Here is a 22,481-nt window from a genome sequence, read left to right as displayed (position 1 = left end):
CGCGTGGCAGCGTGTGGTGTTATTGAAAAGGCCCCACCGGAAGCGGGGTTAGCCGCTTGATTTGAAGTGTAGTGCGATCTTTCGCGTGTAAAAGACTGTTTTTAAATTGTTTTATGCTTTCGGTTATTACCTATATTCCGCTTGGTACTTAGCCAGCAGGCAGGCGCAATCTGCCGCCATCGGTTTGGTTTTGCGGATTACCTACTCAACTCGGCGATTGCCCACGCCGCCAGGCGCCGCACGGACCTGTGGGGCCGCGGCTGTTCTCGAACATGTTCCCGACATTATTCCTACTCCCCCATCCATGGGCTCGCTGACGGGCGCGCGGCATTTCCCACTTCCATGTGGAGCGCTCGACCGGGGCGATGCTTTGGGTGTTTGGCGGACTGCGTCCACTATCGCCGCGGGGCGCGCCTCCTGCAGGGATTGGCGCTGTGGGCTGCTCTTGTCGGAGGGTCCGGGCGGCGTTCCGTGACCTCGGCGCGAGGCTTTGGCGATCCTGCGGGCCAGCGGCCCGCATCGCGCGGGCTCGCGTCTCCTGCATGAGCTCAGCGTTGCGCTTGCCCGCGTCGCGGTGGCAATGGCTAGGTGCCGACTCAGGAGCTGAAGAAAGTACGTGGTCAGGTTGGCGGTTAACGATTGCGTGTTTGCTCGTCGCCCACCGCCACAGGGCGGCTCGGGTCGGTAATCCACTCGCTCCAGGAGCCGGCATACAGTGGCGCCAGCGGGTAGCCGGCGAGGCACAGGGCGAACAGGTTGTGGCACGCGGTGACGCCGGAGCCGCAGTAGGCCACCAGTTCGCTGGCCGGGCGTTCGCCAAGTTGCGCGGCGAAGCGCTGGCGCAGTTGGGCCGCCGGCAGGAAGTGCCCAGTGCTGTCCAGATTGTCGGTGAAGGCTGCGCACCGGGCGCCGGGGATATGTCCGGCAACCGGGTCGAGCGGCTCCACCTCGCCACGAAACCGCGGCAGGGCGCGGGCGTCGAGCAGGGTCAGCTGCGGATCGGTGAGGCGTTGTTGCAGCTGGCTGGCGTCGACCAGCAGGCTGCTATCGGGGTGTCCGTCGAAGTCGCCGGGTGCTGGCTGCGGCAGCACTTGGCTCAGTTCGCCACCTGCCTCGCGCCAGGCCTGCAAACCACCGTCGAGCAAGTAGACGCCCTCGCGCTTGCCCAGCCAGGTCAGTAACCACCAGGCGCGTGCGGCGAAGGTGCCGGGGCCATCGTCGTAGAGCACCACCGTGCTGTTGTCGTGCAAGCCCCATGCACGCAGGCGCGCCAGCAGTTGTGCGGGCTCCGGTAGCGGATGGCGGCCGCTGATACCCTTTTGGATCGGCCCGGACAGATCGCGCTCAAGATCGGCGAACTGGGCGCCGGCGATATGCCCATCGGCATAGCTGCGCTGACCGTAGGCCGGGTCATCCAGGGCGAAGCGGCAGTCGAGGATGACCAACTCGGGTTGGTCAAGGCGGGCCTGGAGTTGATCGGTGCTGAGCAGTTGGGCAATGGGCATGGCGGGCGTCCTAGGTAATAGCAGGTTCGAGGCATGATAAACCGCAGCATGCACTATGCAGAATCTGATGCGGCAAGTCGCGAGTCTTGCCATAGGCCTAATATTGTCCAGCGTGGATGCACGCGGAATGTTTAGCTGGCGGCCTGGGCTAAAGGCTTCCAGCCCTATTTTTGTTCGATTGGATGAGGTGCCTGTGCCCCCGCTGTTATCTGTTGTGGCTTTTACCTTACTGGTTGGCATTGCCATGCCGGTGGGGGCGGCGCTGGCTAGCGTCGAACGAATTCGACCGCGTTGGTTGGAGACCGAGTTCAGGCACGGTGTGGTCGCTTTCGGCGGTGGCGCGCTGCTGGCTGCGGTGGCGTTGGTCTTGGTGCCACAAGCGATTGGCGAATTGAGCCCCTTGCTGGTTGCCCTGTGGTTCTGTGCCGGCGGCGCCGCGTTCATGGGGCTGGATATTCTGCTGTATCGACTGAAAACCTCGGGCAGTCAGTTGTCCGCGATGCTGGCGGATTTTATTCCGGAGTCTCTGGCCTTGGGTGCTGCATTTGCACTCGGTGGCCGGGGCGCGGTTTTGCTGGCCGGTTTGATGGCGCTGCAGAACTTGCCGGAAGGCTTCAATGCCTATCGGGAATTACGCGCTTCGACGGACTACAGCCGCGCAAAAATAGTGCTGACATTTACCGTCATGGCGCTGCTTGGGCCGCTGGCAGGCGTATCGGGTTATTTGTGGTTGGCGAGTTTTCCGCAGTGGGTGGCGGCGATCATGCTGTTCGCCGCAGGCGGTATCCTTTACTCGGTGTTTCAAGACATCGCGCCCCAGGCCAAGCTGAACAAGCATTGGGCTCCTGGCCTGGGAGCTTTGCTGGGATTTATGCTGGGGATTATCGGGCACATGCTTACGGTGGTTTGAGGGCTGCTGTATCGTTCAGCCCCTTGCAAACCCACAGAATCATGAGACAACCATGAAGCGCTTTGTACTGCTCGATACCGCCCAGATTCCCGATGGCTCGGGTGCGCTCTGCCTGTTCGAGTATGGCGAGGATTTCGTGATCAAGATCGCCGGTGGCGATGGCGGTCAACTGATGAACACGCGCATGCACGGCTCCGAAGATGCCCTGGCGGCGATCCCCTGCAAAAAAGTCGCCGGGCGCCCGGATTCGCGGGTATTGATCGGTGGTCTGGGCATGGGCTTCACCCTGGCGGCGGCGCTGCAGAACCTGGGCAAGACCGCCGAAGTGGAAGTCGCCGAGTTGGTGCCAGGGGTGGTCGAGTGGAACCGCGGCCCGCTGGGCGCCAAGGCCGGCTACCCGCTGCTCGATCCGCGCACGCGGGTGGTGCAGGATGACGTGGCCAATTGCCTGAAACCGGCGGACAAGCGTTATGACGCCATCATGCTGGATGTCGACAACGGCCCCGAGGGCCTGACCCAGAAGCGCAACAGCTGGTTGTATTCCGCACAAGGGTTGCAGCGTTGCCACCAGGCGTTGCGCGCCAAGGGTGTGCTGGCGGTCTGGTCGGCCAGTGCCGATAGCAAGTTCGCCGACAAGGTGCGCAAAGCCGGTTTCAAGGTCGAAGAGGTGCAGGTATTCGCCCATGGCAACAAGGGCGCCCGCCACACCATCTGGATGGCCGAAAAAATCGGCTGAATCCCTCCGACTTTCAGTGCAGTTCGGCTGTAGCACTATTCACTGGGCTGCGAGTCGTAGGATGGGTTAGGCGCCCGCAAATTGGCCTGTTGCCACAAGCGCAAACACGCCGTAACCCATCAGCGATATTGGCCATGGCACCAGGTACAGGCATATCCCGCTGGATGGGTATCGCTGCGCTCAGCCTGCGCGCCCCCCCCATCCTACGGTCGGGTTGCTCCTGCATATGCAGCTCGTAGCAGCGAATGGGTGATCACCCATCACTGCGATTGATGGCGCGCGGCGTTTTGCTTCAACGAATCTTCAGTCTGCCAATCCTGTCGTTATCCAGGCTGCCGAAGTACAGGTAATCACCCACCGGCTTGACCGAGGTGACCATGCGCAGGTGCGAGCCGCTGGTGTCGTGCAGGCTGCGGATGATTTCGCCTTGCTCGTTGATGGCGATGGCTAAGCCGTAGGGAATCGCCTTCGGCCAGAGCGCGCGCGGCAGCTTGGCCAGCTGCGTTTTCAGCCAGGGGTGGCGATGGAGGAAGTCGGCATCGGCCTTGCGCGGCGTCGGCAGGGCGACCCAGAAGGTGCCAGCGCGGTCGCCTTGCAGGTTGTCCGGCAGACCCGGCAGGTTGTCGATGAACACATCGTGAGTACCGGCTTGCTCGCCCTTGAGCCAGTAGCGGGTGATGCGATAACGGTAGGTTTCGTTGACCAGCACGAAGTCCTCGTTGGCCGACAACGCCACGCCGTTGGCGAAGTATAGGTCGTTGAGCAGTACGCGGGTCTCGCCGCTGTGTGGGTTGTAGCTGAGCAGGCGGCCATGGGGGCGGGCTTCGAGCAGGTCGAGCAAATAATCCGGCTGCTCGAAGCGCGAGGAGGCGTCGCTGAAATAGATGGTGCCGTTGCTGGCGATGTCCAGATCGTCGGTGAACTTGAACGGCACGCCTTCTGCTTCGGTTGTCAGTACCTTGATCTGCCCTTGTGGGTCGATGGACAGCAGGCCCTTGTAGGCGTCGGCGACGATCAGGTTGCCGGTGGCGTCGAAGTCCATACCCAGCGGGCGGCCCCGGGTGTCGACAAAGGTCGCGACGCTGCCGTCGGCCTCGATGCGCACGATTCGCCCGTCATGCAGGCCAGCGTAGACCCGGCCCTGGGCATCCACCGCGGTGTCTTCCGGGCCGTGCAGCTGACCACGACCAAGCAGTTCGGCCTTCATCAGGGTGTCGTTGGGTTCCAGCACGCCGATCATGGCGAGGGCGGGCGGCGCTTCCCAGGCCAGTGGGTCGATGGGGCTGGGGGTGACGGCCAGATAGATCGCCATGGCGGCAATCAACAGGACGAGTAGGCCAAGCAGTTTCTTCATTGCGCTTATTCCTTGTGCCGAAGCGTGCGAGCGGCGGCCAGATTACACAGTAATTAGGCGGCGATGCGAGATTGGCTGGCGCTCAGGGCGTGCTGGGCACCAGGGACGGATCGCCCAGGCGCTCGTTCAGACGGTCGTAGACCAGGCGCACGCGCGCGGCTACCGGGCCACTCTGCGGGCGGTAGATGAACAGCTCCCAGGGCGGCGGTTGGTGTTCGTCGAGCAGGCTGAGCAAGGCGCCGCTACGCAGTGCCGGCAGCACCAGATAACTGGGCAATTGGCCGATCGCCAGCCCGGCCAGTACGGCGTCCAGCTCGACCTCCTGATCGTCGGTGGTGAAGCTCGGCTTGGCCGGTTGCAAGTGGCGGTCGCCAGCGAAATACCAGGGCCAGGGCCGGCCGCTGCTACGGTCGACCAGGGCGCTGGTGGGCAGTTCGTGCAGGGCGTCGATGCTGGTCGGGGTGCCGCTGCTGGCCAGCAGTTCCGGGCTGGCGACGACGAACATGGGGATAGGTGCGACAGCGCGGGCAATGTAGCGACGGTCGCGGATAAAACCGATGCGCACGCCGATGTCTATCTGGGCATCCACGGCATCGGTCATCGCGTCCGACAGGCGCAGGTCGAAGTCGATCTGCGGGTATTCGTTCATCAATTCGCCCAGCACCGGCATGACGAAACGCCGCCCCACGGCCTGCGGGGCGGTGATGCGTACTCGCCCCGCCAGGTCGTTGACCGGTTGCTGAGCATTGCGTTGGAACAGTTGATCAAAACTGCTCAGGGTTTGCTGCGCCTGCTCGGCCAATTGGGCGCCGAACGCGGTGATCTGCACCTGGCGGGTGCTGCGGTGAAACAGCAGTTCGCCGAACAGTTCCTCCAGCTCCTTGATCGCCCGCGTCACACTTTGCGGAGAGACCCCGAGGCGGCTGGCGGCTTCGCGGAAGCTGTTGGTGTGCGCGGCGACGGTGAAGATACGCAGCATTTCCATTCGGTTGAGCACGCGATGAGCCTTGTTGGGTGAGTGGAGAAGTGTCGGATCAGTTATTCCATTATATGGAATTACAAAATCCTGACTATTCCATTAACCGGATTACCAGCGCCATGCATACTTTGGCCATGTTCGTTCTTGTGCAAACGCCAGAGAGGAAACTCCATGAGCAACAATATTATCGACAAAGTAATTGTGATTACCGGGGCCAGCAGCGGCCTTGGCGAAACCACCGCCCGTCACCTGGCAGCCCTTGGCGCCTCGGTGGTGCTGGGTGCGCGGCGTCAGGAAAACCTCGACAGGATTGTCAACGAGATCACCGCAGCGGGCGGCAAGGCTGTTGCTTTTGCTACCGATGTCACCGTGGCAAGTGATGTCAATGCACTGGTTCAGGGTGCGGTCGACACCTTTGGCCGCATCGATGTGCTGGTCAACAACGCCGGGTTGATGGCTATCGCGCCGATGGCCCAGGGGCGTACCGACGAGTGGGAGCGGATGATCGACATCAACATCAAGGGCGTGCTCTACGGCATCGCCGCTGCCTTGCCGCACATGCAGAAGCAGGAGAGCGGGCACATCATCAATATCTCTTCGGTGGCGGGGATCAAGGTGTTTGCCCCGGGCGGCACCGTGTACAGCGGCACCAAATATGCCGTGCGGGCGATCACCGAAGGCCTGCGCATGGAAGTGGGCGCCACGATCCGCACCACCATCATCTCCCCCGGTGCGGTGGACTCGGAACTCAAGCACGGCAGCTCCGACGAAGCGTCGAGCAAGGCGGTCAAGGACTTCTATCAGATGGCCATCCCGTCTGACTCGGTAGCTCGCGCCATTGCCTACGCCATCGAGCAACCGGCCGAGGTAGAAATCAATGAAGTGGTGCTGCGCCCGACCGCTCAGGACTTCTGATCCGGGACGCAATACCCGGCAAAGGGCCGGGGCGATATATACTGCGCGGCATTCTTCATGGGAGAGCCGCGTGGCTATTGATATTCACTGGATTCGTGACAACGCCAGCCTGGCGCAGCACTGCGCCAGCTGGCGCAGCTTGCCATTCGTGGCGGTCGACACCGAATTTATGCGGGTCGACACCTTTTACCCGATCGCCGGCTTGCTGCAGGTCAGCGAAGGTGAGCACGCCTACCTGATCGATCCGCTGCTGATCGACGACTGGGCGCCGTTCAGCGCATTGCTGCAAGACCCGGCCGTGGTCAAGGTGCTGCATGCCTGCAGCGAGGATCTGGAAGTCTTCCTGCGCCTGACCGGTAGCCTGCCAGTGGCCTTGTTCGACACCCAGCTGGCCGCCGCCTATCTCAATCTTGGCTTCTCCATGGGCTATTCGCGCCTGGTGCTGGCGGTGCTGAACATCGAGTTGCCTAAGGGCGAAACTCGCTCGGACTGGCTGCAGCGCCCGCTCACCGAGACTCAGATCAGCTACGCCGCCGAGGACGTGCTGCACCTGGCCGAGGTCTATACCCAGTTGCAGCAACAGCTTTCGGCCGAGAAAAAGGCCTGGGTCTTGGAGGACGGTGCCGAACTGGTGGCCAACCTGGGCCGTGAAGTCGCCCCGGAAGTTGTCTACCGCGAGGCCAAGCTGGCCTGGAAACTGTCCCGCGCGCAGCTGGCAGTGCTGCGCGAGCTCTGCACCTGGCGCGAGCGCGAGGCGCGGGCACGCAATCAGCCGCGCAACCGCATTATCCGCGAGCATTCGCTGTGGCCGTTGGCCCGCACCCAGCCGGACAATCTGGTGGCGCTGGCGCGGATCGAAGACATGCACCCGAAAACCGTGCGTCAGGACGGCGAGTTCCTGCTCCAGCTGATCAAGCACGCCGCTGCCACGCCGCCGGCCGATTGGCCCGAGGCGTTGCCCGAGCCGTTGCCGCTGGAAGCCGCGACCTTGTTGAAGAAGCTGCGCGCCCTCGGCCAGCGCGAAGGCGAACGGCTGAACATTGCCCCGGAGCTGATGCTACGCAAGAAAACCCTCGAAGCCCTGCTGAAAACCGGCTACCCCAACGGCCCTTACCAGTTGCCGGACACGCTACGCGGCTGGCGTCGTGAATTGATGGGCCAGGCACTGCTCGATTGCCTGGCCAGTGAAGGAGAATCCGCGTGAAACGCATCTGTTCAATCTACAAAAGCCCGCGCAAGAACGAGATGTACCTCTATGTGCTGAAAAGTGATGCGCTGGAGCGGGTGCCGGAAAGCCTGCTGGCGGCGTTCGGCCCGCCGACCCTGGCCTTCAGCATGGTGCTCACGCCGGAGCGCAAGCTGGCTCGCGAGGACATTCACGCCGTGCTGGAAAACCTCGAGAAGCAGGGCTATCACCTGCAGATGCCGCCACCGGAAGATGAATACATCGAGCACCTGCCGGACGAATTACTGCGCCGCAACGACCCGCTGTGACGAGCATGCGCGTATTGATCGGCGAAGCCGAACATGCCCGCTATGCCGACCTGTTACACCAGGCGGCACCCGAGCTTGAGCTGTTCGGCAGCGCCGATCCGCTCGAGTTGGCACAGTGGGCCGGCAGTTGTCCGCTCTGGCTCGGCCAGCCGGATCTGCTCGCCGCCTTGCTGCGCCAGGGGCACCAGCCGCAGTGGCTGCAATCGACCTGGGCCGGCATCACGCCGTTGCTGGCCGCCGATCTGCCGCACGATTATCAGTTGAGTCGTGCGGTCGGCATCTTTGGCCAGGTGATGGCCGAGTACGTGCTGTGTCACCTGCTGGCCCACGAGCGCCAGCTGTTTGCCCGCCTGGCCGCCCAGGTCGAGCAGCATTGGGACGACCGCCTGCCGCAGAGTCTGGCCGGACGCCGTGCGCTGATCGTCGGCAGCGGCGATATCGGCCAGAGCGTGGCACGCTTTCTCGCCCCATTCGGCATCGAGTTGTACGGCGTGGCCAGTCGCGCGCGCGCCCTCGCGCCTTTTCACGAAGTAGCCGGACTCGATCAGTTGCCACGCCTGGCCAGCCAGGCCGATTACCTGATCAACCTGTTGCCGGACACCCCGGCCACCCGTGATCTCTACGACGCTGCGCTGTTCGCCCGGCTCAAACCCGACGCGCTGCTGATCAACGCCGGGCGCGGGGTGGCGGTGGTCGATGCCGACCTGGTCGCGGCGCTGCAGCAGGGCCAATTGGCCGGCGCGGTTATCGACGTCTGCCGCCAGGAGCCGCTGCCCGCTGGGCATCCATTCTGGACCGCGCCGCGCCTGTTGCTCACCGGGCACAGCTCTGCACCCACCGAGCCTCGGCTGCTGGTGCAGTTGTTCGTCGACAATCTGCAGCGTTATCAAGTCGGCAGCCAACTGCACGGCGCCGTGGATTTTGCCCGCGGTTATTGAGTTGCACGCATGGACAAAGGATCAACGAGAGTGTTGGCGGGTGAGTTGTAGCCGCCCGCGCGCTGCCATTCGGCCCGCCGGCCTTGGCCACTTGCGAGGCGCGCGCTAGACTGCCGGCCTTTTCGCCAGACACCGTACCCTCGCCATGGCCGCCAAAGTCGAACCCTTCTGGAAACGCAAAACCCTCGAGCAACTCGATCAAGACGAGTGGGAATCGCTGTGCGATGGCTGCGGCCTGTGCTGCCTGCAAAAACTCGAGGATGACGAAGACGGCAGCGTCTATTACACGCGTATCGCCTGCACGCTGCTCGACCTTAAGACCTGCCGCTGCACGGACTACAGCAATCGCCGAAAGACCGTGCCCGATTGCATCCAGCTCACCCCGGCCCAGGCCGACCAGTTCCAGTGGCTGCCGCCAACCTGCGCCTATCGCCTGGTCAGCGAAGGCAAGGATCTGCTGTTGTGGCATCACCTGGTCTGCGGCGATCCGGAGCAGGTGCACCAGCAGCGAATTTCCCAGTCCGGGCGCATGCTCAGCGAAAACAGCGTGGCCGACGACGATTGGGAAGAACACCTGATTTTCCGCGCCGGCTGAGGCAGGGCGCGCATTAACCAGCTATAACGATCAGCTTGCATTGAATTGCACGGCTCATAGCCGGTCTACCCAATGCACTGACCCGTCCCGCAAGGAAATGCCCATCATGATGATTCGCCGTAGCTTGTTGTCCGCCTTACTGCTGAGCCTGTGCACACCGCTCTGGGCGGCGCAGAAGGTCGACCTGGATTACCACGTGCGTTTTCTGCCCGAGAGCGATCAGGCCGAAGTCAGCCTGACCCTGGAGGACGGCGAGCGAGTACGCAGTCTGACGTTCAATCTGGGTGATGAGGATAACTACAGCGATTTCAGTGGCGACGGCGAGTGGAGCCAGGAAAGCCCAGAACGTGGGGTCTGGCAGCCAGGTAAAGGCGTGGCGAAGCTGACCTACCGCGTGCGGATCAGTCAGCCGCGGGGAGATGGCCGTTTCGATGCGCGCATGACCGAAGACTGGGCCTTGCTACGCGGCGACAACCTGGTGCCCAGCGCCCGGTTGCGTCAGCAGAACAAGACCGAGCTGGTCGCGCGCCTGCAGTTCGAGCTACCCAAGGGCTGGCGCGGCGTCGAGACCGGTTGGCCGAAAATCGGCAAGGACAAATTCCGCATCGACAACCCGCAGCGCAAGTTCGATCGCCCGACCGGCTGGATCGTCGCCGGCAAGATAGGGACACGCCGCGCCCAGCTTGGCGAGACCGACGTGACCATCGCCGCGCCGGTTGGCGAGGGCATGCGCCGCATGGATATTCTCACCCTGTTGACCTTCGTCTGGAAGGAGGCCCAGGCGGTGTTCCCGCGTGACCCGGCCAAGCTGCTAATCGTTGGTGCTGGCGACCCGATGTGGCGTGGCGGCCTGTCGGCACCTAATTCCTATTACATGCATGCTGATCGTCCGCTGGTCAGCGAGAACGGTACCAGCGCACTGGTGCACGAGCTGGTGCATGTATTCAGCCGCATCCAGTCGCGCGACCGTAGCGACTGGATCACCGAGGGGCTGGCCGAGTATTACGCCATTGAATTGGTTCGCCGCGCGGGTGGCTTGAGCGAAGAACGCTACCAGAAAGTCCGCGAGCAGCTGGTTGACTGGAGCGAGCCGGTGAAGAGCCTGCGTGGCAAGAGTGCCAGCGGTCCAGTGACTGCGCGCGCGGTACTGTTGCTGCAGGAGCTGGATCGGGAGATTCGTCAGAAGACCAAGGGCAGTACTGAGCCACGCTCGCTGGACGACGTGACCCGCGGCTTGATGCGCCTGGACAAGGCCAGCACCAAGGACTTTATCGAGATCAGCGAGAACGTGATGGGCGGGGCCTCCAAGGTGCTCGACAGCAAACTGCTGAAGTAGCGCCCGCGCAAGTGGGCTCAGGGTGGGCTTATCTGCCGGCCTGCCGCTCGCGCGTCCCGGCTTCGCTCGGGGCGTTTAGAACTTGGGCCCGGATTTGGTGTTGTTGCCCTTGGCCATGCGGTCGTAGAGCACCACATTGACCGTGGCGGCGAGGTTCATGCAGCCCTGGGTGGGGATGTAGATCACATCCTCGCACCAGGCGCGTATCTCTTTGTTCAGGGAGCCGTCTTCCGGGCCGAAGATATAGATCGCCCGATCCGGGTGGGTGTACTGCGGCAGCGGTCGGGCGCCTTCGACCAACTCGACGGCGACCGGTGTACAACCCAGCGGGATGATCTTCTGCAGATCATCGATGCCGATCAACGGAATATCCTGGAACACCTTCTTGGTGTCGGTGACGAAGTCGCGAGCATGCTCATAGCGTTTGCCGGTGTAGAACACCGAGGCCGCGCCATAGCAACCGGCGGCGCGCATCACCGCACCGACGTTCTCCGGAGATTTCGGATTGAATAAACCGATGCAGCTGTATCGTTTGTTCGCCACGAAGCAGGGCCTTTACGCAAAAGGCGGCAGTATAAGGCCTGGAGGCATTGCTGCCAGGGCAATCGGATGAAGCTCCACGTGGATTGGCGGACCGTCGGACTGCAAAAAAACCAACGCATTGCCATAGGCGCGGCCTTCCCGCAGGTTCATGTAGTGCCTGGCGACGTGACAATCCGTAGCCCGGATTGCGCCGTCCCTGCTGACGCTATGTCGGGTTACGCGGCGCCTTTACGCTGGGTTTTGCTCGGGCTAAGCGTTCGCCGCTAACCCAACGACTACAAAAGCCCCGATTGCGTTGATTGAGCGGTGATCCCGTAGGATGGCGTTGAGCGCAGCGATACCCATCACAGATCATCCTGTCGGCAGACTTGTGCGGTGCCGCCTCAGTCTTTGCTTTTCAGCAGGGCGGCCAGGTCGGCAAAGGCCTTGTGGGTCGATTTCGGCCCCTGCGGGCTGGCGGTCGAGCCTTCGCTGAAGTACTGCTGGTCGGTGTAGCGCGCGTGTTCGTTGTCATGGCAATACAGGCACAGCAACTCCCAGTTGGAACCGTCTTGCGGGTTGTTGTCGTGGTTGTGATCGCGGTGGTGAACGGTCAATTCACTCAGGCGCTTGCCGGCAAACTCCCGGGCGCAACGGCCGCAGACATGCGGGTACATCTTCAGGGCTTTATCCCGGTAGCCTTCTTCGCGACTGCGCTGGGCATCGGCGAGGATGCGGTCGAGCTTGGCGGTAGGTGAGGGTGATTTGTCCGTGCTCATGGCTTGTCTCGTGGCGGTATGCTGATGCCGACAGTGTAGCCCTGCCGGTGGTCGGCGAAAACAGCCGGACGGGCACTTATCGGTGGTGCGCGCAGCCCAATGCCCAAGCGTCCTGCTAAAGAGAGGTGGATGATGCGCCTGACCAGTGTGCTACTGCTGTGCCTGACGGTCCTGGGCGGCAGTGCGATTGAAGCGCGGGACTATTCCGCGTCGACGCCCCGGGAGCGACCTGCCGGCTCACCCGGCACCACCACGCCGCAACCCTTCACCCAGCTGCTGCCGCGCAACCTGCCGACTCCGGCGCCGAATAATCCACCCTTGCTCAACGACGGTACGGGCTACCAGGCCAATCCACCTGGCGGTTCCCTGGCTCCACCAGATGGCGAGTTACCGCTGTTGAAGCAGCAGCTTGAGCGCAACAGTCAGGGCTTGCCGGGCAGCCGCAAGGACGCCGACTGAATTCGCCAACGTCGGCAAAGCCAACGTTTCGCGGCTGAAGCGGATCGCCAGACTAGCTGGCTCTCGTAGCCCGGATGCAATCCGGGATCGCTGCCCTGGGGGCCCTGGTTCCGGCGAGTACGAAGCCGTTATGTCTGCCTAGATCTGATGCTCGACCAACTGCCCGTCGACCATGCGCAAGCGCCTGGACATGGCCACGGCGATGGCGCGGATGACCTGGGCGGCGGACTTGGGGGCCTCGTGCAGCATCTTCTCCAGCGAGTCCCGGGCCAGGATCAACAAGGTGCAATCGCTGACGGCGATGCAACTGGCCGAGCGTCTTTCGCCGTCCAGTACCGCCATTTCGCCGAAGGCGCGACCCTTGCGCAGCTTGGCGATCTCGACCGTTTCGCCGCTGGAGTTGGTCTTGCGGATCGACACCGCGCCTAAGTGGATGATGCACATGAAGGTGCCGGCATCGCCCTCGTGGCAGATGATGGCATCCGGCTGATATCGGCTGATGTTGAAATAGCCAGCCGCGCTGAGTACTTCGCTGGGCTGCAGGCTGTTGAACAGGCCGCAGTCGAGCAGCATGTCGCGGATTTCATCGATCAAGTAAGAGCTGTCTGGCATGGATGTTCTGCTGCGTCTGGCCGGTATAAGGGTGACGTTAGCCGGCCAGCCCAGGATTGCCAACTGCCGCTTGCGCGAAGCTGTGAATGGGCGCGCAGTCGGGTGTCTTTTTTCAGCCCAACTTGAACACCTTGAGCAGGAAGGCGTACTCCAGCGCCACGTCCCTGAGCGCCTGATAACGTCCGCTCATGCCGCCATGGCCGGCGTCGAGGTCGGTCTTGAGCAGCAACAGGTGGTTATCGGTCTTGTTTGCTCGCAGCTTGGCCACCCATTTGGCCGCCTCCCAATACTGCACGCGGCTGTCGTTGTAGCCGGCCACGGCGAGGATGGCCGGATAGGCCTGGGCCTGGACGTTCTCGTAGGGTGCATAGCCCTTGATCCGCTCGAACACCTCGGGCTCATGCGGGTCGCCCCACTCGTCGTACTCGGTGACGGTCAGCGGCAGGTCGGGGTTCTGCATGGTGTTGAGCACGTCGACGAAAGGCACCTCGGCGATGGCGGCGGCGAACAGTTCGGGGCGCTGATTGAGCACTGCGCCGATCAGCAGGCCACCAGCGCTGCCGCCGCTGATAGCGAGTTGGGCCGCAGTGGTGTAGCCGCTGGCGATCAGGTGTTCGGAACAGGCGATGAAGTCGCTGAAGCTGTTGTGCTTGTGCTCCAGCTTGCCGGCGCGATACCAGGCTTCGCCCAACTCGCCGCCGCCGCGCACGTGGGCGATGGCAAAGACGAAACCGCGCTCCAGCAGGCTCAGGCGCGCGTGGGAGAACCAGGGGTCGAGGCTTTCGCCATAGGCACCATAGCCATAGAGGTAGAGCGGGGCGGTGACCTGGCCAAGCACCTCACGCTTGGCCACCAGGCTGATGGGCACCTGGGTGCCGTCCGCTGCGCTGGCCCAGAGCCGCTGGCTGACATAATCGTCGGCGTCGAACGGGCCCAGCACCGGGGTTTCCTTGAGTACCCGCTGTGCGCCGTCGGCGAGCGTGAGCTGGCGGATCTGCGCCGGCCGGTTGAGCGCCTCGTAGCGCAGGCGAATCACCGGGCTGGCGAATTCCAGGGTGTCCTGCACGTACAGGCTGTAGGCCGCATCCGGTAGGTCAACGCGGTAGGCTGGCTGAGCCTGGGCATGCACCTCGATGATCGGCAGGCCGCCCTCGCGCAGACTGAGGACCAGCGCGCTGTCGTTGAGGCTCACGCCTTCGAGCATCACCTGCGGGTCATGGCCACGCAGTTCGCTCCAGTGCTCGCGGGTCGGCGTCTGCGCGGCGGCGCTGCTTTGCTTCACGCAGTACAGGGCGAAGTTGATTCCGCTCTGGTTGCTGCGGATCAACCAGGCCCAGTCGCCATCGACCTTGCCGTGGTCGGCATAATATTCGTGGCCTTCCTCGCGCGGCGCCAGGCAGCTGAACGCGGCGTCCGGCGTATCGGCATCCAGGATCCAGGCCTCGCTGGTGGTCTTGCTATTAAGCAGCAGCACCAGTTGGCGCTCGGAGCTGGTGCGATAGCAGTTGAGAAAGAAACGCCCGTCAGTTTCGTGGAACACCTGCTCGGCCGAGTCGCTGCCGAGCCGATGGCGGTACAGCTTGTGCGGGCGATGGCAGTCGTCCAGCTCGCCGAAGAACAGGGTCTGGTTGTCGTTGGCCCAGGTCATGCTGCCGTCGCAATCGGCGAAGGGCAGTTGGCTGATCGCACCAGTGGCCAGTTCCTTGACGAACAGCTGGTAAACCTCTTCGCCGCTGGTATCCAGGCTGTAGGCCAGGCGCTGGTGATCCTGACTGACGCTGAAGGCACCCAGCGAGATAAAACCGCCATCTGCCAGAGTGTTGGGGTCGAGCAGCAATTGCTCGACACTTTCATCGACGTCGAGCGAGCCATCGGCCGGGCGCGGGCAGCGGTAGTGGCGCGGGTATTCGTCGCCGGCGGTGGTGCGCTGGTAATACAGCCAGGGGCCCCAGGGCGAAGGCAGCGACAGGTCGGTCTCGCGGATGCGGCCCTTGATCTCCTGAAACAGCGCCTCGCGCAGCTCGCGTTGCTCGGCCAGCTCGGCTTCCAAGTAGGTGTTTTCTGCCTTGAGGTACTCGAGCACCTCCTCGGCGTCGCGCTTCTCTAGCCAGTCGTAAGGGTCGGCAGCGATCTCGGTGCGGGCGATGGGGGCGTGCGGCATCTGGTAACTCCAATTCTGTACGGTCTGCAGCTAGCAGCCTGTCGGACCACGGAAAAGCCGTTATCATATGCCGCACTGCGTCAGCAGGCCGTTGAAAAATGCCGCCTTCACTCGCTGCGGTTGCCAACGGCCCAGCCCCGTCATGCTCAGAGATCCGCGTTTTATGACCGAGAACGACTATTTACTTGCCTGGGGCGCCTATGCCGTCGCCGCCCTGGGTTGCCTGCTGGTGTGGTTCCGCTTGACCCGCTGGATGTGGCGTTATCTGCGTGAGCCCCTGCGTTTGCTGGCAGCGGTGCTGCTGTTCAGTCCGACCGTCGTCGATCCGTCCAATGAAGAGGTGCTCGCCCCGGCGATTGCGATCACCGCGCTGGATCTGCTGTTTGATGTGGGAAACAGCATCTGGCGCGCAGTGGCCGATCTGTCCATGTACGGTCTGATTGCATTCGCTCTGTATGTGTTGTTCGTGGCCATTCGTTGGCCCCTGGCGCGCTGGTGGAAGAATCGCCGTGGTCCGCAACCGGAGCCGGATGATGAGAACGCGCCGACCCTGCGCGAGATCATGCAACGTGAGGATGGCGACTATGCCGATACGCGTTATGACCAGGGTGGCAAGGGACGTGCGCGGGTCGAACCGCGACTTTGAGCGGATTCTTCGCGGCTAAATGACTGGCCATGCCCGGCTCCTATAGATCTACGGATCTTTGGGATCAAGACTGTAGGATGGCGCGGGCCGCGTAGGATGAGCGTAGCGATACCCATCAGGGGGCAGCAGGTTCACCGCCATGCTGGGTCACGCCGTACAGAACATGCGGTCTTGCCTAACATCACCTGGGCGGCTAACCCATCCTACGGGCTTGTCGTCGCTCTCGCGACGGCGTTGGATAGTTTCACAACCTCTGAGTCGAGAGTTTTAACCATGTGTGAATTGCTCGGCATGAGTGCCAATGTGCCCACCGATATCGTCTTCAGCTTTACCGGGCTGATGCGCCGCGGCGGCGACACCGGGCCGCACCGCGACGGCTGGGGTATCGGGTTCTATGAAGGGCGCGGTCTGCGGCTGTTCCAGGATCCGCGCGCCAGCAGCGAATCGGAAGTGGCGCAGCTGGTGCAGCGCTACCCGATCAAGAGCGAGGTTGTGATCGGGCATATTCGCCAGGCCAATGTCGGCAAGGTCTGCCTGGCCAATACCCACCCATTCGTGCGCGAGTTGTGGGGGCGTAACTGGTGTTTCGCACACAACGGCCAGTTGGCGGGTTTTTCACCGACGCCGAGCTTCTATCGCCCGGTTGGCGACACCGACAGCGAGGCGGCTTTTTGTGGTCTGCTCAATGGTCTGCGCCGCGACTTCCCGGAGCCGGTGGCGGTGGAGCTGTTCCTGCCCAGCCTGGTCGCTGCCTGTGCGGCCTATCGCCAGTACGGCGTGTTCAACTGCCTGCTCAGCGATGGCGACTGGTTATTCAGCTTTTGCTCGACCAAGCTGGCACATATCACCCGGCGTGCGCCTTTTGGCCCGGCACAGTTGAAAGATGCCGATGTGCGGGTGGATTTCCAGGCCGAAACCACGCCCGCCGATGTGGTCACGGTGCTGGCCACCGAGCCTTTGACCGATAACGAATGCTGGAACCTGTATCGCCCCGGCGAATGGCGGCTGTGGCGGCGCGGCGAGTGTGTGGCTCAGGGCTTGACCGACTGAGCGGTGGCTAACTTGAAATCAGGGGAGGGGCGATGTTCAGAAGCTATCTACGCTTGGCGCTGTTTGCTTTGGGCCTGCTGGTCGGCGTACAGGTGCCGGGGTTTATCGCGGATTACAGCAAGCGTGTCGACGCGCATCGGCTGGAGTCCGAGCTGAGCCTGACGGGTTTCCGTGAGACTGCCAGGCGCTTTTTCCAGGGTGATTTGCAGGCGTTAGTGACGCACTATCAGGCCAGTGATGACCCGGTTATGCGCAGTGACGCGCAGAGCGTGGGGTATCTGGTCGATCGCGCCAGTTTCCTCGAGTTGGAATGGCAGGCCATGCAAGGGCCGTGGTACGGCCAGGTCTGGCATCTCGCGACGGCCGCCGATCGCGAGCTGATGGACGAAACCTACGGAGCCTACCGTTACCAAGTGCTGCTGGCGCCACAAGCCATCGCCTGGGGCCTGGTGTGTGCCTTGCTGCTGGCCTGGCTGGTGGAAAGCCTGCTGCTGATGGTCGGCTTGTTACTCGGTGGCGGTCGTAGCCAAAAGGTGCAGCAGCGGCATTGGCGTTAGTAGCGGCGAAATGCCAAGGCCGGAGTCCATCTTCGGATAAGCCCTGGCGCAATCCGCGAACGGTTTGGCCGGTGATGAACGTCCCTGGATTTTATCCGGCTACACCGTGCACCTTGCGTCTTCAGCGGCAGTGGACGCAGAGCGTCCGGGCTGCATGCCCACGCAGAGAGCGGGAGTGGTGTGTGCCCAGCATTTGCAGCGAACAACTCCGCTCCTCGGCACCTATCGGCTTCAATAGCCCAGAACCAGTTCCGGGCCAAGGTAGCTATTGGCCCGACTGATATCGTCATCGCCGAGCAGGCCCACGGCGGCCGACAGCTGCAAGCGTGCGAGTAAATAACGCAGCTTGGATTCCAGTAGGTCGCGGCGTGCGATAAATACCTGCTCCTCGGCGTTGAGGATGTCGACGTTGGTGCTGGCACCGGCGAGAAAGCCTTTCTTCGCCGAATCCTGAGCCCGCTCACTCGACATCACGGCATTTTCCAGGGCATTGATGCGCGCCTCGCTGCTTTGCACACCACGAAACTGGCGGGTGGTAGACGAGTACACCTCCTCACGCGTGGCATTCAAATCTTCGCTGGATTGCTCGCGACTGGCCACCGCCTGGCGCACTCTGGCGCTGGTCGCGCCGCCGGCGAACAGCGGCATATTGAACTCCAGGCCAACCGAGGCATAACGGTTCTGCTGGTTGATGGTCGAGATCGAATCACTCTGACTGTCGGTGTAGCCCAGCACCAGGTCGAGGGTCGGCCAATGCCCGCTTTTGGCCCGGTTGACTTCTTCATCGGCCACTCTTTGGCTGTAGTCTCGCGCCCGCAGTGCCGGGTTATTCGCCTGGGCCTTGTCCATCCATGCCTGCAAGTCGTTGGGATGCAGGGGCGGGATGGGGAAGTCGTGGCGCAAGGTGGCGACATGTTGCGGTACCTCTCCGAGCATCTCTTCCAGCAGGCGCATAGCGATCAGCAGGTTGTCTTGCGCTTCGATCAGTTCGGCCTGGGCCAAGTCACGCCGCGCGGCTGACTGATAGACGTCGGTGATGGTGCCATCGCCGAGTTTGAAGCGGCGATCCGACGCCGCTACTTGTTGCTCAAAGGCCTTCAGCTTGGCATTCGCCAAGTCGATGGTTTCACGCGTCAGCAGGACATCGAAATAACGGTTGGCCAAGCGTACGGCGACGTTCTGCGTCTTGGCATCGAAGACGGCTTCGCTGTAATTGGCGCGTTGTTTGCCCTGGCGGTACTCGGCGAGTTTCTGTCGATTGAACAGCGGTTGACGCAGCTGCACCGCGAGATTTTCCGAGTCATAGTCCAGGTCGCGCTCGATCGAGCCGCCGGGTAGCCCCGATTGTTCCTGGGTGCCGTTGACCTTGTTTTTACTGGCGCTGGCGTTGATATGTGGCAGTAAGCCTGCTCGTCCAAGGGCGCGGTTCTCCAGGCCGGCATCGCGTTCGTGGACCGCAGAACGGTAGGTCGGCCCTTGCAGTTGCAGGGTTTCCCAGGCCTGCTGAAGGTCCAGAGCCGCTACCGGCAGGCTGGCTAGGCCCGCCAGGCCCGCGAGGACTAAATGGATCGTGATGCCATGACTTCTTGAGGTCACTGTTTATTGCTCCTTGAAGGCGTTGTCGACGCGGTCAAGCATCGGCTTCATCAGATAGCTCATCAGGTTGCGCTCGCCGGTTATGATCGTCACCGTGGCCGGCATGCCGGCGCGAATGCGGTTGCTGCCGAGCTTTTCCATGCCTTCTGGCGTCACCTCAATCTGCGCGAGGTAGTAGGGTTGTTTGTTGCTCTCGTCGACCAGGCGGTCAGCCGAGATGGTCAGCACCCGACCAGGAATGCTCGGTGTTTGGGCATGGTTGAAGGCGGGGAAGGTGATGTCTACGGGCAGGCCGGGGGTCATCTTGTCGATAGCCTGTACCGGGATCTGGGCGTCTACCTGCAGCGGTTCGTTTGCCGGCACCACATTCATGATCACCGAGCCGGCCTGGATCACGCCACCGATGGTCGAGGCATTGAGGCCCAGTACGATGCCGTCGATGGGTGAGCGAATCACCGTATGGGTGACCTCGTAGTCAAGCGAGCGCAAACGGTCGGTTAGGGCAGAGGCTTCCTTCTGCGCATCGGTCAGAAGTGATTGCACCTCCTTCTGGAAGTTCTGCTCGAGTTGCAGGGTACGCAGTTTCAATTCGGCAATCTGGTTACGTGCACGACCAATGTCGGCAATATTTTGGGCCAACGCGGCGTTCAGTTCGGCTGCGCTGCGCTCCAGTTCGAGCATGCGGTTGCGGGTCACATAGCCTTCAGCGGCGAGACTGCGCACGCCTTCGAGCTCCTCGTTGAGAAACCTGATTTGCGCGCGACGCGAGACTTGCACTTGGCGAAGCCCTCGAATCTGCTCCTCGGCGCCGTGGATGTTCTCTTGCAAGATGCCGGCTTCGCCGGTCAAGGCGCTACGCCGGGTGGTAAAGAGACGTTGTTGCAGGGCAATCGCGGCTTGCAGGCGCGGGTCGTCGGCGAAACGGGCCAGTAGGTCGGGGTCGAAATCCACTTTGGCTAACCCGTCGCGCTCGGCCTGCAAGCGGTTTTGTACGGTCCTCACCACGATGTACTGGGCGCTGACTACACCTTGTTCGGCGATGGCTTGGGTCGGCTCCAGTTCGATTAGCGCCTGGCCTCGTTTAACCAGATCGCCTTCGCGAACCAGAATGGACTCTACCGAACCTCCCGTCAGGTGCTGAATGATTTTGCGATTGTCGGTCACATTGACCGTGGCGTTGGCGACTATTCCGGCGTCGAGGGGCGCGAAAACGGCCCACATGATGAACCCGCCAAAGCCCGCTAACACCAGCCACATGCCCCAGCGCCCCGGACGGCGATCGTCGACGTCAACTTCTTGCGCCGGGTCGGCAAGTTTTAAACTTTTGCTTTCGAACTGAAGATCCGACATGGCTCTACTCCTTCCCCTTGACCGATGCCAGGCTCGGTGAACCCGCCGCCGCGGGTATCACGCCGGCCTGGCGGAGCGCGTTGAAGACTTCATCGCGGGAGCCGAACGTATGGACTGTGCCCTCGCGTAGCATCAGTACCTTGTCGACCATGTTCAGTATGGTTGGCCGGTGAGAGATCAGGACCAGGGTCTTTTGCCGCCGCTTGAGGTCGGCGATGGCCTGGACCAAGGCCGCTTCGCCGAGGTCGTCGAGGCTGGCATTCGGCTCGTCGAGGACAATCAATGACGGATCGCCGTAGAGGGCGCGGGCCAGTCCGACGCGTTGCTTCTGGCCACCGGACAGCGAGCCGCCGTCGGTGCTCAGGACCGTGTCATAGCCTTGCGGTAAGCGCAGGATCATCTCGTGTACGCCCGCTTGTTTGGCCGCGAGGATGACCGCTTCGCTGTCGATCTCGCCAAAGCGGGCGATGTTGTCGGCAACGCTGCCTTCAAACAATTCGACATCTTGCGGCAGGTAGCCGAGCCAGGGGCCCAGTTCCTCCTTGTTCCACTCGAATACATCGGCGCCGTCCAGGCGTACCTTGCCGGCATGAGCGGGCCAGACACCGACCAGCAGGCGGGCGAGGGTCGACTTGCCCGAGGCGGATGGGCCGATCACGCCGAGTGATTCGCCCGGGGCGAGGTTGAAGGAAATGTTGCGCAGGATCGGTAGACCCGATCCGGGGGCATTGGCGAAGGCGCCTTCCACGACGACTATGCCCACGGGCTTTGGCAGTGGCATGGAAGGTTTGTGTGCGGGGAAGTCGTCCAGCAAGGCTGCTAGTCGCCCCCAGGACCCACGGCTGGAGAGCAACTGTTTCCACGCCGCGATAACCTGCTCGACCGGGGCTAGGGCACGTCCAGACAGAATTGAACCGGCGATCATCATCCCGGGGGTGATTTCGCCTTTGATCGCCAGCAGTGCCCCGGCACCGAGCATCAAGGACTGCAGGGTAATGCGCACGAAGCGCGTAGTGCCGTTGATATAGGCCGCGCGATCGGAGGCCAGCGTCTGCTTTTCAAGAATGCGCAGATGGTTGCCGAACCAGCGCTGGCGGATGGCCGGAAGCATACCCATGGCTTCGATGACTTCGGCGTTGCGCAAGTTGTTATTGGCAAAGCTGCCGGATACCACGGACGCCTGGTTGGCTTCGGCCAGTGGTTTACGGGTGCTGATCTCGGTCAGGTAAGCAAGCGCGACCAGTAACAGCGAGCCGATCAGGGCGATGAAACCGAGTATCGGGTGGATCAGGTAGATCACCAGCAGATAGATCGGTGTCCAGGGGGCATCGAAGAACGCGAACAGGCCATTGCCGGTGAGAAACTGACGTACCTGGGCCAGATCCTGCAACGCTTGCGCCGGGTTGCCGCCGGCCCTGCGCAAGTTGCGTTCGAATGCGGCGCCAAAGATGCGAGTGTTGAGCATCATGTCGAGTCGGTTGCCGACGCGAATCAATACAGTGGAGCGCACCACCTCCAACATGGCCATCAGCACGTACAGCCCGATTACCAACAAGGTCAACATCAGCAGGGTGGTGACGTTGCTGCTGACCAGCGCCCGGTCATACACCTGCAGCATGTAAACCGCAGGGGTCAACATCAGTAGGTTGATCACCCCGCTAAAAGCGGCCAAGGCGTAAAAAGTTCGGCGTAAGCGAAAGAGCACCTCAGCCAGTTCTGTGCGCGGTGAAAGCAACATGCCCATTTGGTGAACCCCCATACTGCTGCTTGCGAAATCCTGAGTCGCAGCCAACGGCCGCATGACCCTAGGACGAATGCAAAGAGATGCCCTTCTTCGGTGCAAAACTGGAGAGCTTGTACTTAGGTATAGTTGGGGTTTTAGGTTTCTGGCAAGGAGTAGTTGATACAGAGTGGGCCTGGCTTAAGTCATGTAATTTTTCCAATTTGAGCAATAAGTTATGATTTTTCAGCGGCTTTCCTTTGAGAT

The 22,481-nt window shown here is 62.2% G+C and carries 22 protein-coding genes; 12 read left to right on the top strand and 10 right to left on the bottom strand.

Annotation, left to right across the window (positions count from 1 at the left end):
* Positions 1–632: 632 nt before the first annotated feature.
* On the bottom strand, positions 633–1,505 hold the full coding sequence (locus VCJ09_RS14000) for a sulfurtransferase (RefSeq protein ID WP_324730780.1): 873 nt from the start codon (positions 1,503–1,505) through the stop codon (positions 633–635).
* A 55-nt stretch (positions 1,506–1,560) separates the two neighbouring features.
* On the opposite strand from VCJ09_RS14000, the gene VCJ09_RS13995 reads away from it, so the two are divergent.
* Complete coding sequence (locus tag VCJ09_RS13995) at positions 1,561–2,415, top strand: ZIP family metal transporter (protein WP_324730779.1); 855 nt, start codon at positions 1,561–1,563, stop codon at positions 2,413–2,415.
* A 52-nt stretch (positions 2,416–2,467) separates the two neighbouring features.
* A complete protein-coding gene (locus VCJ09_RS13990; RefSeq protein ID WP_324730778.1) occupies positions 2,468–3,151 on the top strand; it encodes a spermidine synthase in 684 nt (227 codons plus the stop codon).
* A 292-nt stretch (positions 3,152–3,443) separates the two neighbouring features.
* Here VCJ09_RS13990 and VCJ09_RS13985 read toward each other — a convergent pair whose 3' ends face one another.
* Positions 3,444–4,505, bottom strand: coding sequence for an SMP-30/gluconolactonase/LRE family protein (locus VCJ09_RS13985; RefSeq protein ID WP_324730777.1), 1,062 nt, complete (start codon positions 4,503–4,505; stop codon positions 3,444–3,446).
* A gap of 82 nt (positions 4,506–4,587) precedes the next feature.
* Positions 4,588–5,502 (bottom strand): LysR family transcriptional regulator, encoded by a 915-nt coding sequence (locus VCJ09_RS13980; protein WP_324730776.1) that lies wholly within the window; start codon positions 5,500–5,502, stop codon positions 4,588–4,590.
* A 153-nt stretch (positions 5,503–5,655) separates the two neighbouring features.
* On the opposite strand from VCJ09_RS13980, the gene VCJ09_RS13975 reads away from it, so the two are divergent.
* The 6 genes from VCJ09_RS13975 (at position 5,656) to VCJ09_RS13950 (ending at position 10,762) form a co-directional block, all read left to right on the top strand.
* Complete coding sequence (locus tag VCJ09_RS13975; RefSeq protein ID WP_324730775.1) at positions 5,656–6,399, top strand: SDR family oxidoreductase; 744 nt, start codon at positions 5,656–5,658, stop codon at positions 6,397–6,399.
* Between the two features lie 70 nt (positions 6,400–6,469).
* On the top strand, positions 6,470–7,603 hold the full coding sequence (gene rnd, locus VCJ09_RS13970; RefSeq protein ID WP_324730774.1) for a ribonuclease D: 1,134 nt from the start codon (positions 6,470–6,472) through the stop codon (positions 7,601–7,603).
* On the top strand, positions 7,600–7,893 hold the full coding sequence (locus tag VCJ09_RS13965) for a YcgL domain-containing protein (RefSeq protein WP_324730773.1): 294 nt from the start codon (positions 7,600–7,602) through the stop codon (positions 7,891–7,893). The genes rnd and VCJ09_RS13965 overlap by 4 nt, the downstream gene beginning before the upstream one ends.
* Positions 7,894–7,898: 5 nt before the next feature.
* Positions 7,899–8,831, top strand: coding sequence for a D-2-hydroxyacid dehydrogenase (locus VCJ09_RS13960; protein WP_324730772.1), 933 nt, complete (start codon positions 7,899–7,901; stop codon positions 8,829–8,831).
* Between the two features lie 145 nt (positions 8,832–8,976).
* Entirely contained in the window at positions 8,977–9,426 is a 450-nt protein-coding gene (locus tag VCJ09_RS13955) for a YcgN family cysteine cluster protein (RefSeq protein WP_079202296.1), read from the top strand.
* 106 nt (positions 9,427–9,532) lie between these two features.
* Positions 9,533–10,762, top strand: a complete 1,230-nt coding sequence (locus VCJ09_RS13950) for a hypothetical protein (RefSeq protein ID WP_324730771.1) — start codon at positions 9,533–9,535, stop codon at positions 10,760–10,762.
* A 75-nt stretch (positions 10,763–10,837) separates the two neighbouring features.
* Here VCJ09_RS13950 and VCJ09_RS13945 read toward each other — a convergent pair whose 3' ends face one another.
* Together VCJ09_RS13945 and VCJ09_RS13940 are read right to left on the bottom strand one after the other, a co-directional pair.
* The gene (locus VCJ09_RS13945) at positions 10,838–11,305 is read right to left on the bottom strand and encodes an RNA methyltransferase (protein ID WP_324730770.1); all 468 of its coding nucleotides are present in this window, start codon (positions 11,303–11,305) and stop codon (positions 10,838–10,840) included.
* A 383-nt stretch (positions 11,306–11,688) separates the two neighbouring features.
* Complete coding sequence (locus VCJ09_RS13940) at positions 11,689–12,063, bottom strand: YajD family HNH nuclease (RefSeq protein ID WP_318946739.1); 375 nt, start codon at positions 12,061–12,063, stop codon at positions 11,689–11,691.
* A 129-nt stretch (positions 12,064–12,192) separates the two neighbouring features.
* Between VCJ09_RS13940 and VCJ09_RS13935 the strand changes: the two genes are divergently transcribed.
* Positions 12,193–12,522 carry a hypothetical protein gene (locus VCJ09_RS13935; RefSeq protein WP_324730769.1) on the top strand — a complete coding sequence of 110 codons (330 nt, stop codon included), beginning with the start codon at positions 12,193–12,195 and terminating at the stop codon, positions 12,520–12,522.
* A gap of 138 nt (positions 12,523–12,660) precedes the next feature.
* Here VCJ09_RS13935 and VCJ09_RS13930 read toward each other — a convergent pair whose 3' ends face one another.
* On the bottom strand, positions 12,661–13,134 hold the full coding sequence (locus VCJ09_RS13930; protein WP_324730768.1) for a cyclic nucleotide-binding domain-containing protein: 474 nt from the start codon (positions 13,132–13,134) through the stop codon (positions 12,661–12,663).
* A gap of 112 nt (positions 13,135–13,246) precedes the next feature.
* Complete coding sequence (locus tag VCJ09_RS13925) at positions 13,247–15,295, bottom strand: S9 family peptidase (RefSeq protein WP_324730767.1); 2,049 nt, start codon at positions 15,293–15,295, stop codon at positions 13,247–13,249.
* A gap of 163 nt (positions 15,296–15,458) precedes the next feature.
* On the opposite strand from VCJ09_RS13925, the gene VCJ09_RS13920 reads away from it, so the two are divergent.
* The 3 genes from VCJ09_RS13920 to VCJ09_RS13910 all read left to right on the top strand — a co-directional run bounded on the left by VCJ09_RS13920 (position 15,459) and on the right by VCJ09_RS13910 (position 17,548).
* Positions 15,459–15,941 (top strand): MFS transporter, encoded by a 483-nt coding sequence (locus tag VCJ09_RS13920; protein WP_324730766.1) that lies wholly within the window; start codon positions 15,459–15,461, stop codon positions 15,939–15,941.
* A 273-nt stretch (positions 15,942–16,214) separates the two neighbouring features.
* A complete protein-coding gene (locus tag VCJ09_RS13915; protein WP_079202289.1) occupies positions 16,215–16,991 on the top strand; it encodes a class II glutamine amidotransferase in 777 nt (258 codons plus the stop codon).
* A 32-nt stretch (positions 16,992–17,023) separates the two neighbouring features.
* On the top strand, positions 17,024–17,548 hold the full coding sequence (locus VCJ09_RS13910) for a DUF2937 family protein (RefSeq protein ID WP_324730765.1): 525 nt from the start codon (positions 17,024–17,026) through the stop codon (positions 17,546–17,548).
* 231 nt (positions 17,549–17,779) lie between these two features.
* Here VCJ09_RS13910 and VCJ09_RS13905 read toward each other — a convergent pair whose 3' ends face one another.
* Genes VCJ09_RS13905 through VCJ09_RS13895 form a run of 3 tightly spaced genes read right to left on the bottom strand, consistent with a single transcriptional unit; the run spans position 17,780 to position 22,238 of the window.
* The gene (locus VCJ09_RS13905) at positions 17,780–19,144 is read right to left on the bottom strand and encodes a TolC family outer membrane protein (protein WP_407692969.1); all 1,365 of its coding nucleotides are present in this window, start codon (positions 19,142–19,144) and stop codon (positions 17,780–17,782) included.
* A gap of 3 nt (positions 19,145–19,147) precedes the next feature.
* Complete coding sequence (locus VCJ09_RS13900) at positions 19,148–20,494, bottom strand: HlyD family type I secretion periplasmic adaptor subunit (RefSeq protein ID WP_324730764.1); 1,347 nt, start codon at positions 20,492–20,494, stop codon at positions 19,148–19,150.
* Positions 20,495–20,498: 4 nt separating this feature from the next.
* On the bottom strand, positions 20,499–22,238 hold the full coding sequence (locus tag VCJ09_RS13895) for a type I secretion system permease/ATPase (protein WP_407693045.1): 1,740 nt from the start codon (positions 22,236–22,238) through the stop codon (positions 20,499–20,501).
* Positions 22,239–22,481 lie beyond the last annotated feature (243 nt).

Origin of the sequence: Pseudomonas paeninsulae, assembly GCF_035621475.1 — a bacterium.
Classification (GTDB): Bacteria; Pseudomonadota; Gammaproteobacteria; order Pseudomonadales; family Pseudomonadaceae; genus Aquipseudomonas; species Aquipseudomonas paeninsulae.
Note: the sequence above shows the minus strand (reverse complement) of the source record. Positions and strands in the feature narration are given on the sequence as shown.

Excerpts from the sequence above, each read along its gene's own strand:
- VCJ09_RS14000 (WP_324730780.1), bottom strand. The coding sequence starts at position 1,505 with ATGCCCATTGCCCAACTGCTCAGCACCGATCAACTCCAGGCCCGCCTT.
- VCJ09_RS13995 (WP_324730779.1), top strand. The coding sequence starts at position 1,561 with ATGCAGAATCTGATGCGGCAAGTCGCGAGTCTTGCCATAGGCCTAATA.
- VCJ09_RS13990 (WP_324730778.1), top strand. The coding sequence starts at position 2,468 with ATGAAGCGCTTTGTACTGCTCGATACCGCCCAGATTCCCGATGGCTCG.
- VCJ09_RS13985 (WP_324730777.1), bottom strand. The coding sequence starts at position 4,505 with ATGAAGAAACTGCTTGGCCTACTCGTCCTGTTGATTGCCGCCATGGCG.
- VCJ09_RS13975 (WP_324730775.1), top strand. The coding sequence starts at position 5,656 with ATGAGCAACAATATTATCGACAAAGTAATTGTGATTACCGGGGCCAGC.
- VCJ09_RS13960 (WP_324730772.1), top strand. The coding sequence starts at position 7,899 with ATGCGCGTATTGATCGGCGAAGCCGAACATGCCCGCTATGCCGACCTG.
- VCJ09_RS13955 (WP_079202296.1), top strand. The coding sequence starts at position 8,977 with ATGGCCGCCAAAGTCGAACCCTTCTGGAAACGCAAAACCCTCGAGCAA.
- VCJ09_RS13950 (WP_324730771.1), top strand. The coding sequence starts at position 9,533 with ATGATGATTCGCCGTAGCTTGTTGTCCGCCTTACTGCTGAGCCTGTGC.
- VCJ09_RS13940 (WP_318946739.1), bottom strand. The coding sequence starts at position 12,063 with ATGAGCACGGACAAATCACCCTCACCTACCGCCAAGCTCGACCGCATC.
- VCJ09_RS13935 (WP_324730769.1), top strand. The coding sequence starts at position 12,193 with ATGATGCGCCTGACCAGTGTGCTACTGCTGTGCCTGACGGTCCTGGGC.
- VCJ09_RS13930 (WP_324730768.1), bottom strand. The coding sequence starts at position 13,134 with ATGCCAGACAGCTCTTACTTGATCGATGAAATCCGCGACATGCTGCTC.
- VCJ09_RS13925 (WP_324730767.1), bottom strand. The coding sequence starts at position 15,295 with ATGCCGCACGCCCCCATCGCCCGCACCGAGATCGCTGCCGACCCTTAC.
- VCJ09_RS13920 (WP_324730766.1), top strand. The coding sequence starts at position 15,459 with ATGACCGAGAACGACTATTTACTTGCCTGGGGCGCCTATGCCGTCGCC.
- VCJ09_RS13915 (WP_079202289.1), top strand. The coding sequence starts at position 16,215 with ATGTGTGAATTGCTCGGCATGAGTGCCAATGTGCCCACCGATATCGTC.
- VCJ09_RS13910 (WP_324730765.1), top strand. The coding sequence starts at position 17,024 with ATGTTCAGAAGCTATCTACGCTTGGCGCTGTTTGCTTTGGGCCTGCTG.
- VCJ09_RS13900 (WP_324730764.1), bottom strand. The coding sequence starts at position 20,494 with ATGTCGGATCTTCAGTTCGAAAGCAAAAGTTTAAAACTTGCCGACCCG.
- VCJ09_RS13895 (WP_407693045.1), bottom strand. The coding sequence starts at position 22,238 with ATGGGCATGTTGCTTTCACCGCGCACAGAACTGGCTGAGGTGCTCTTT.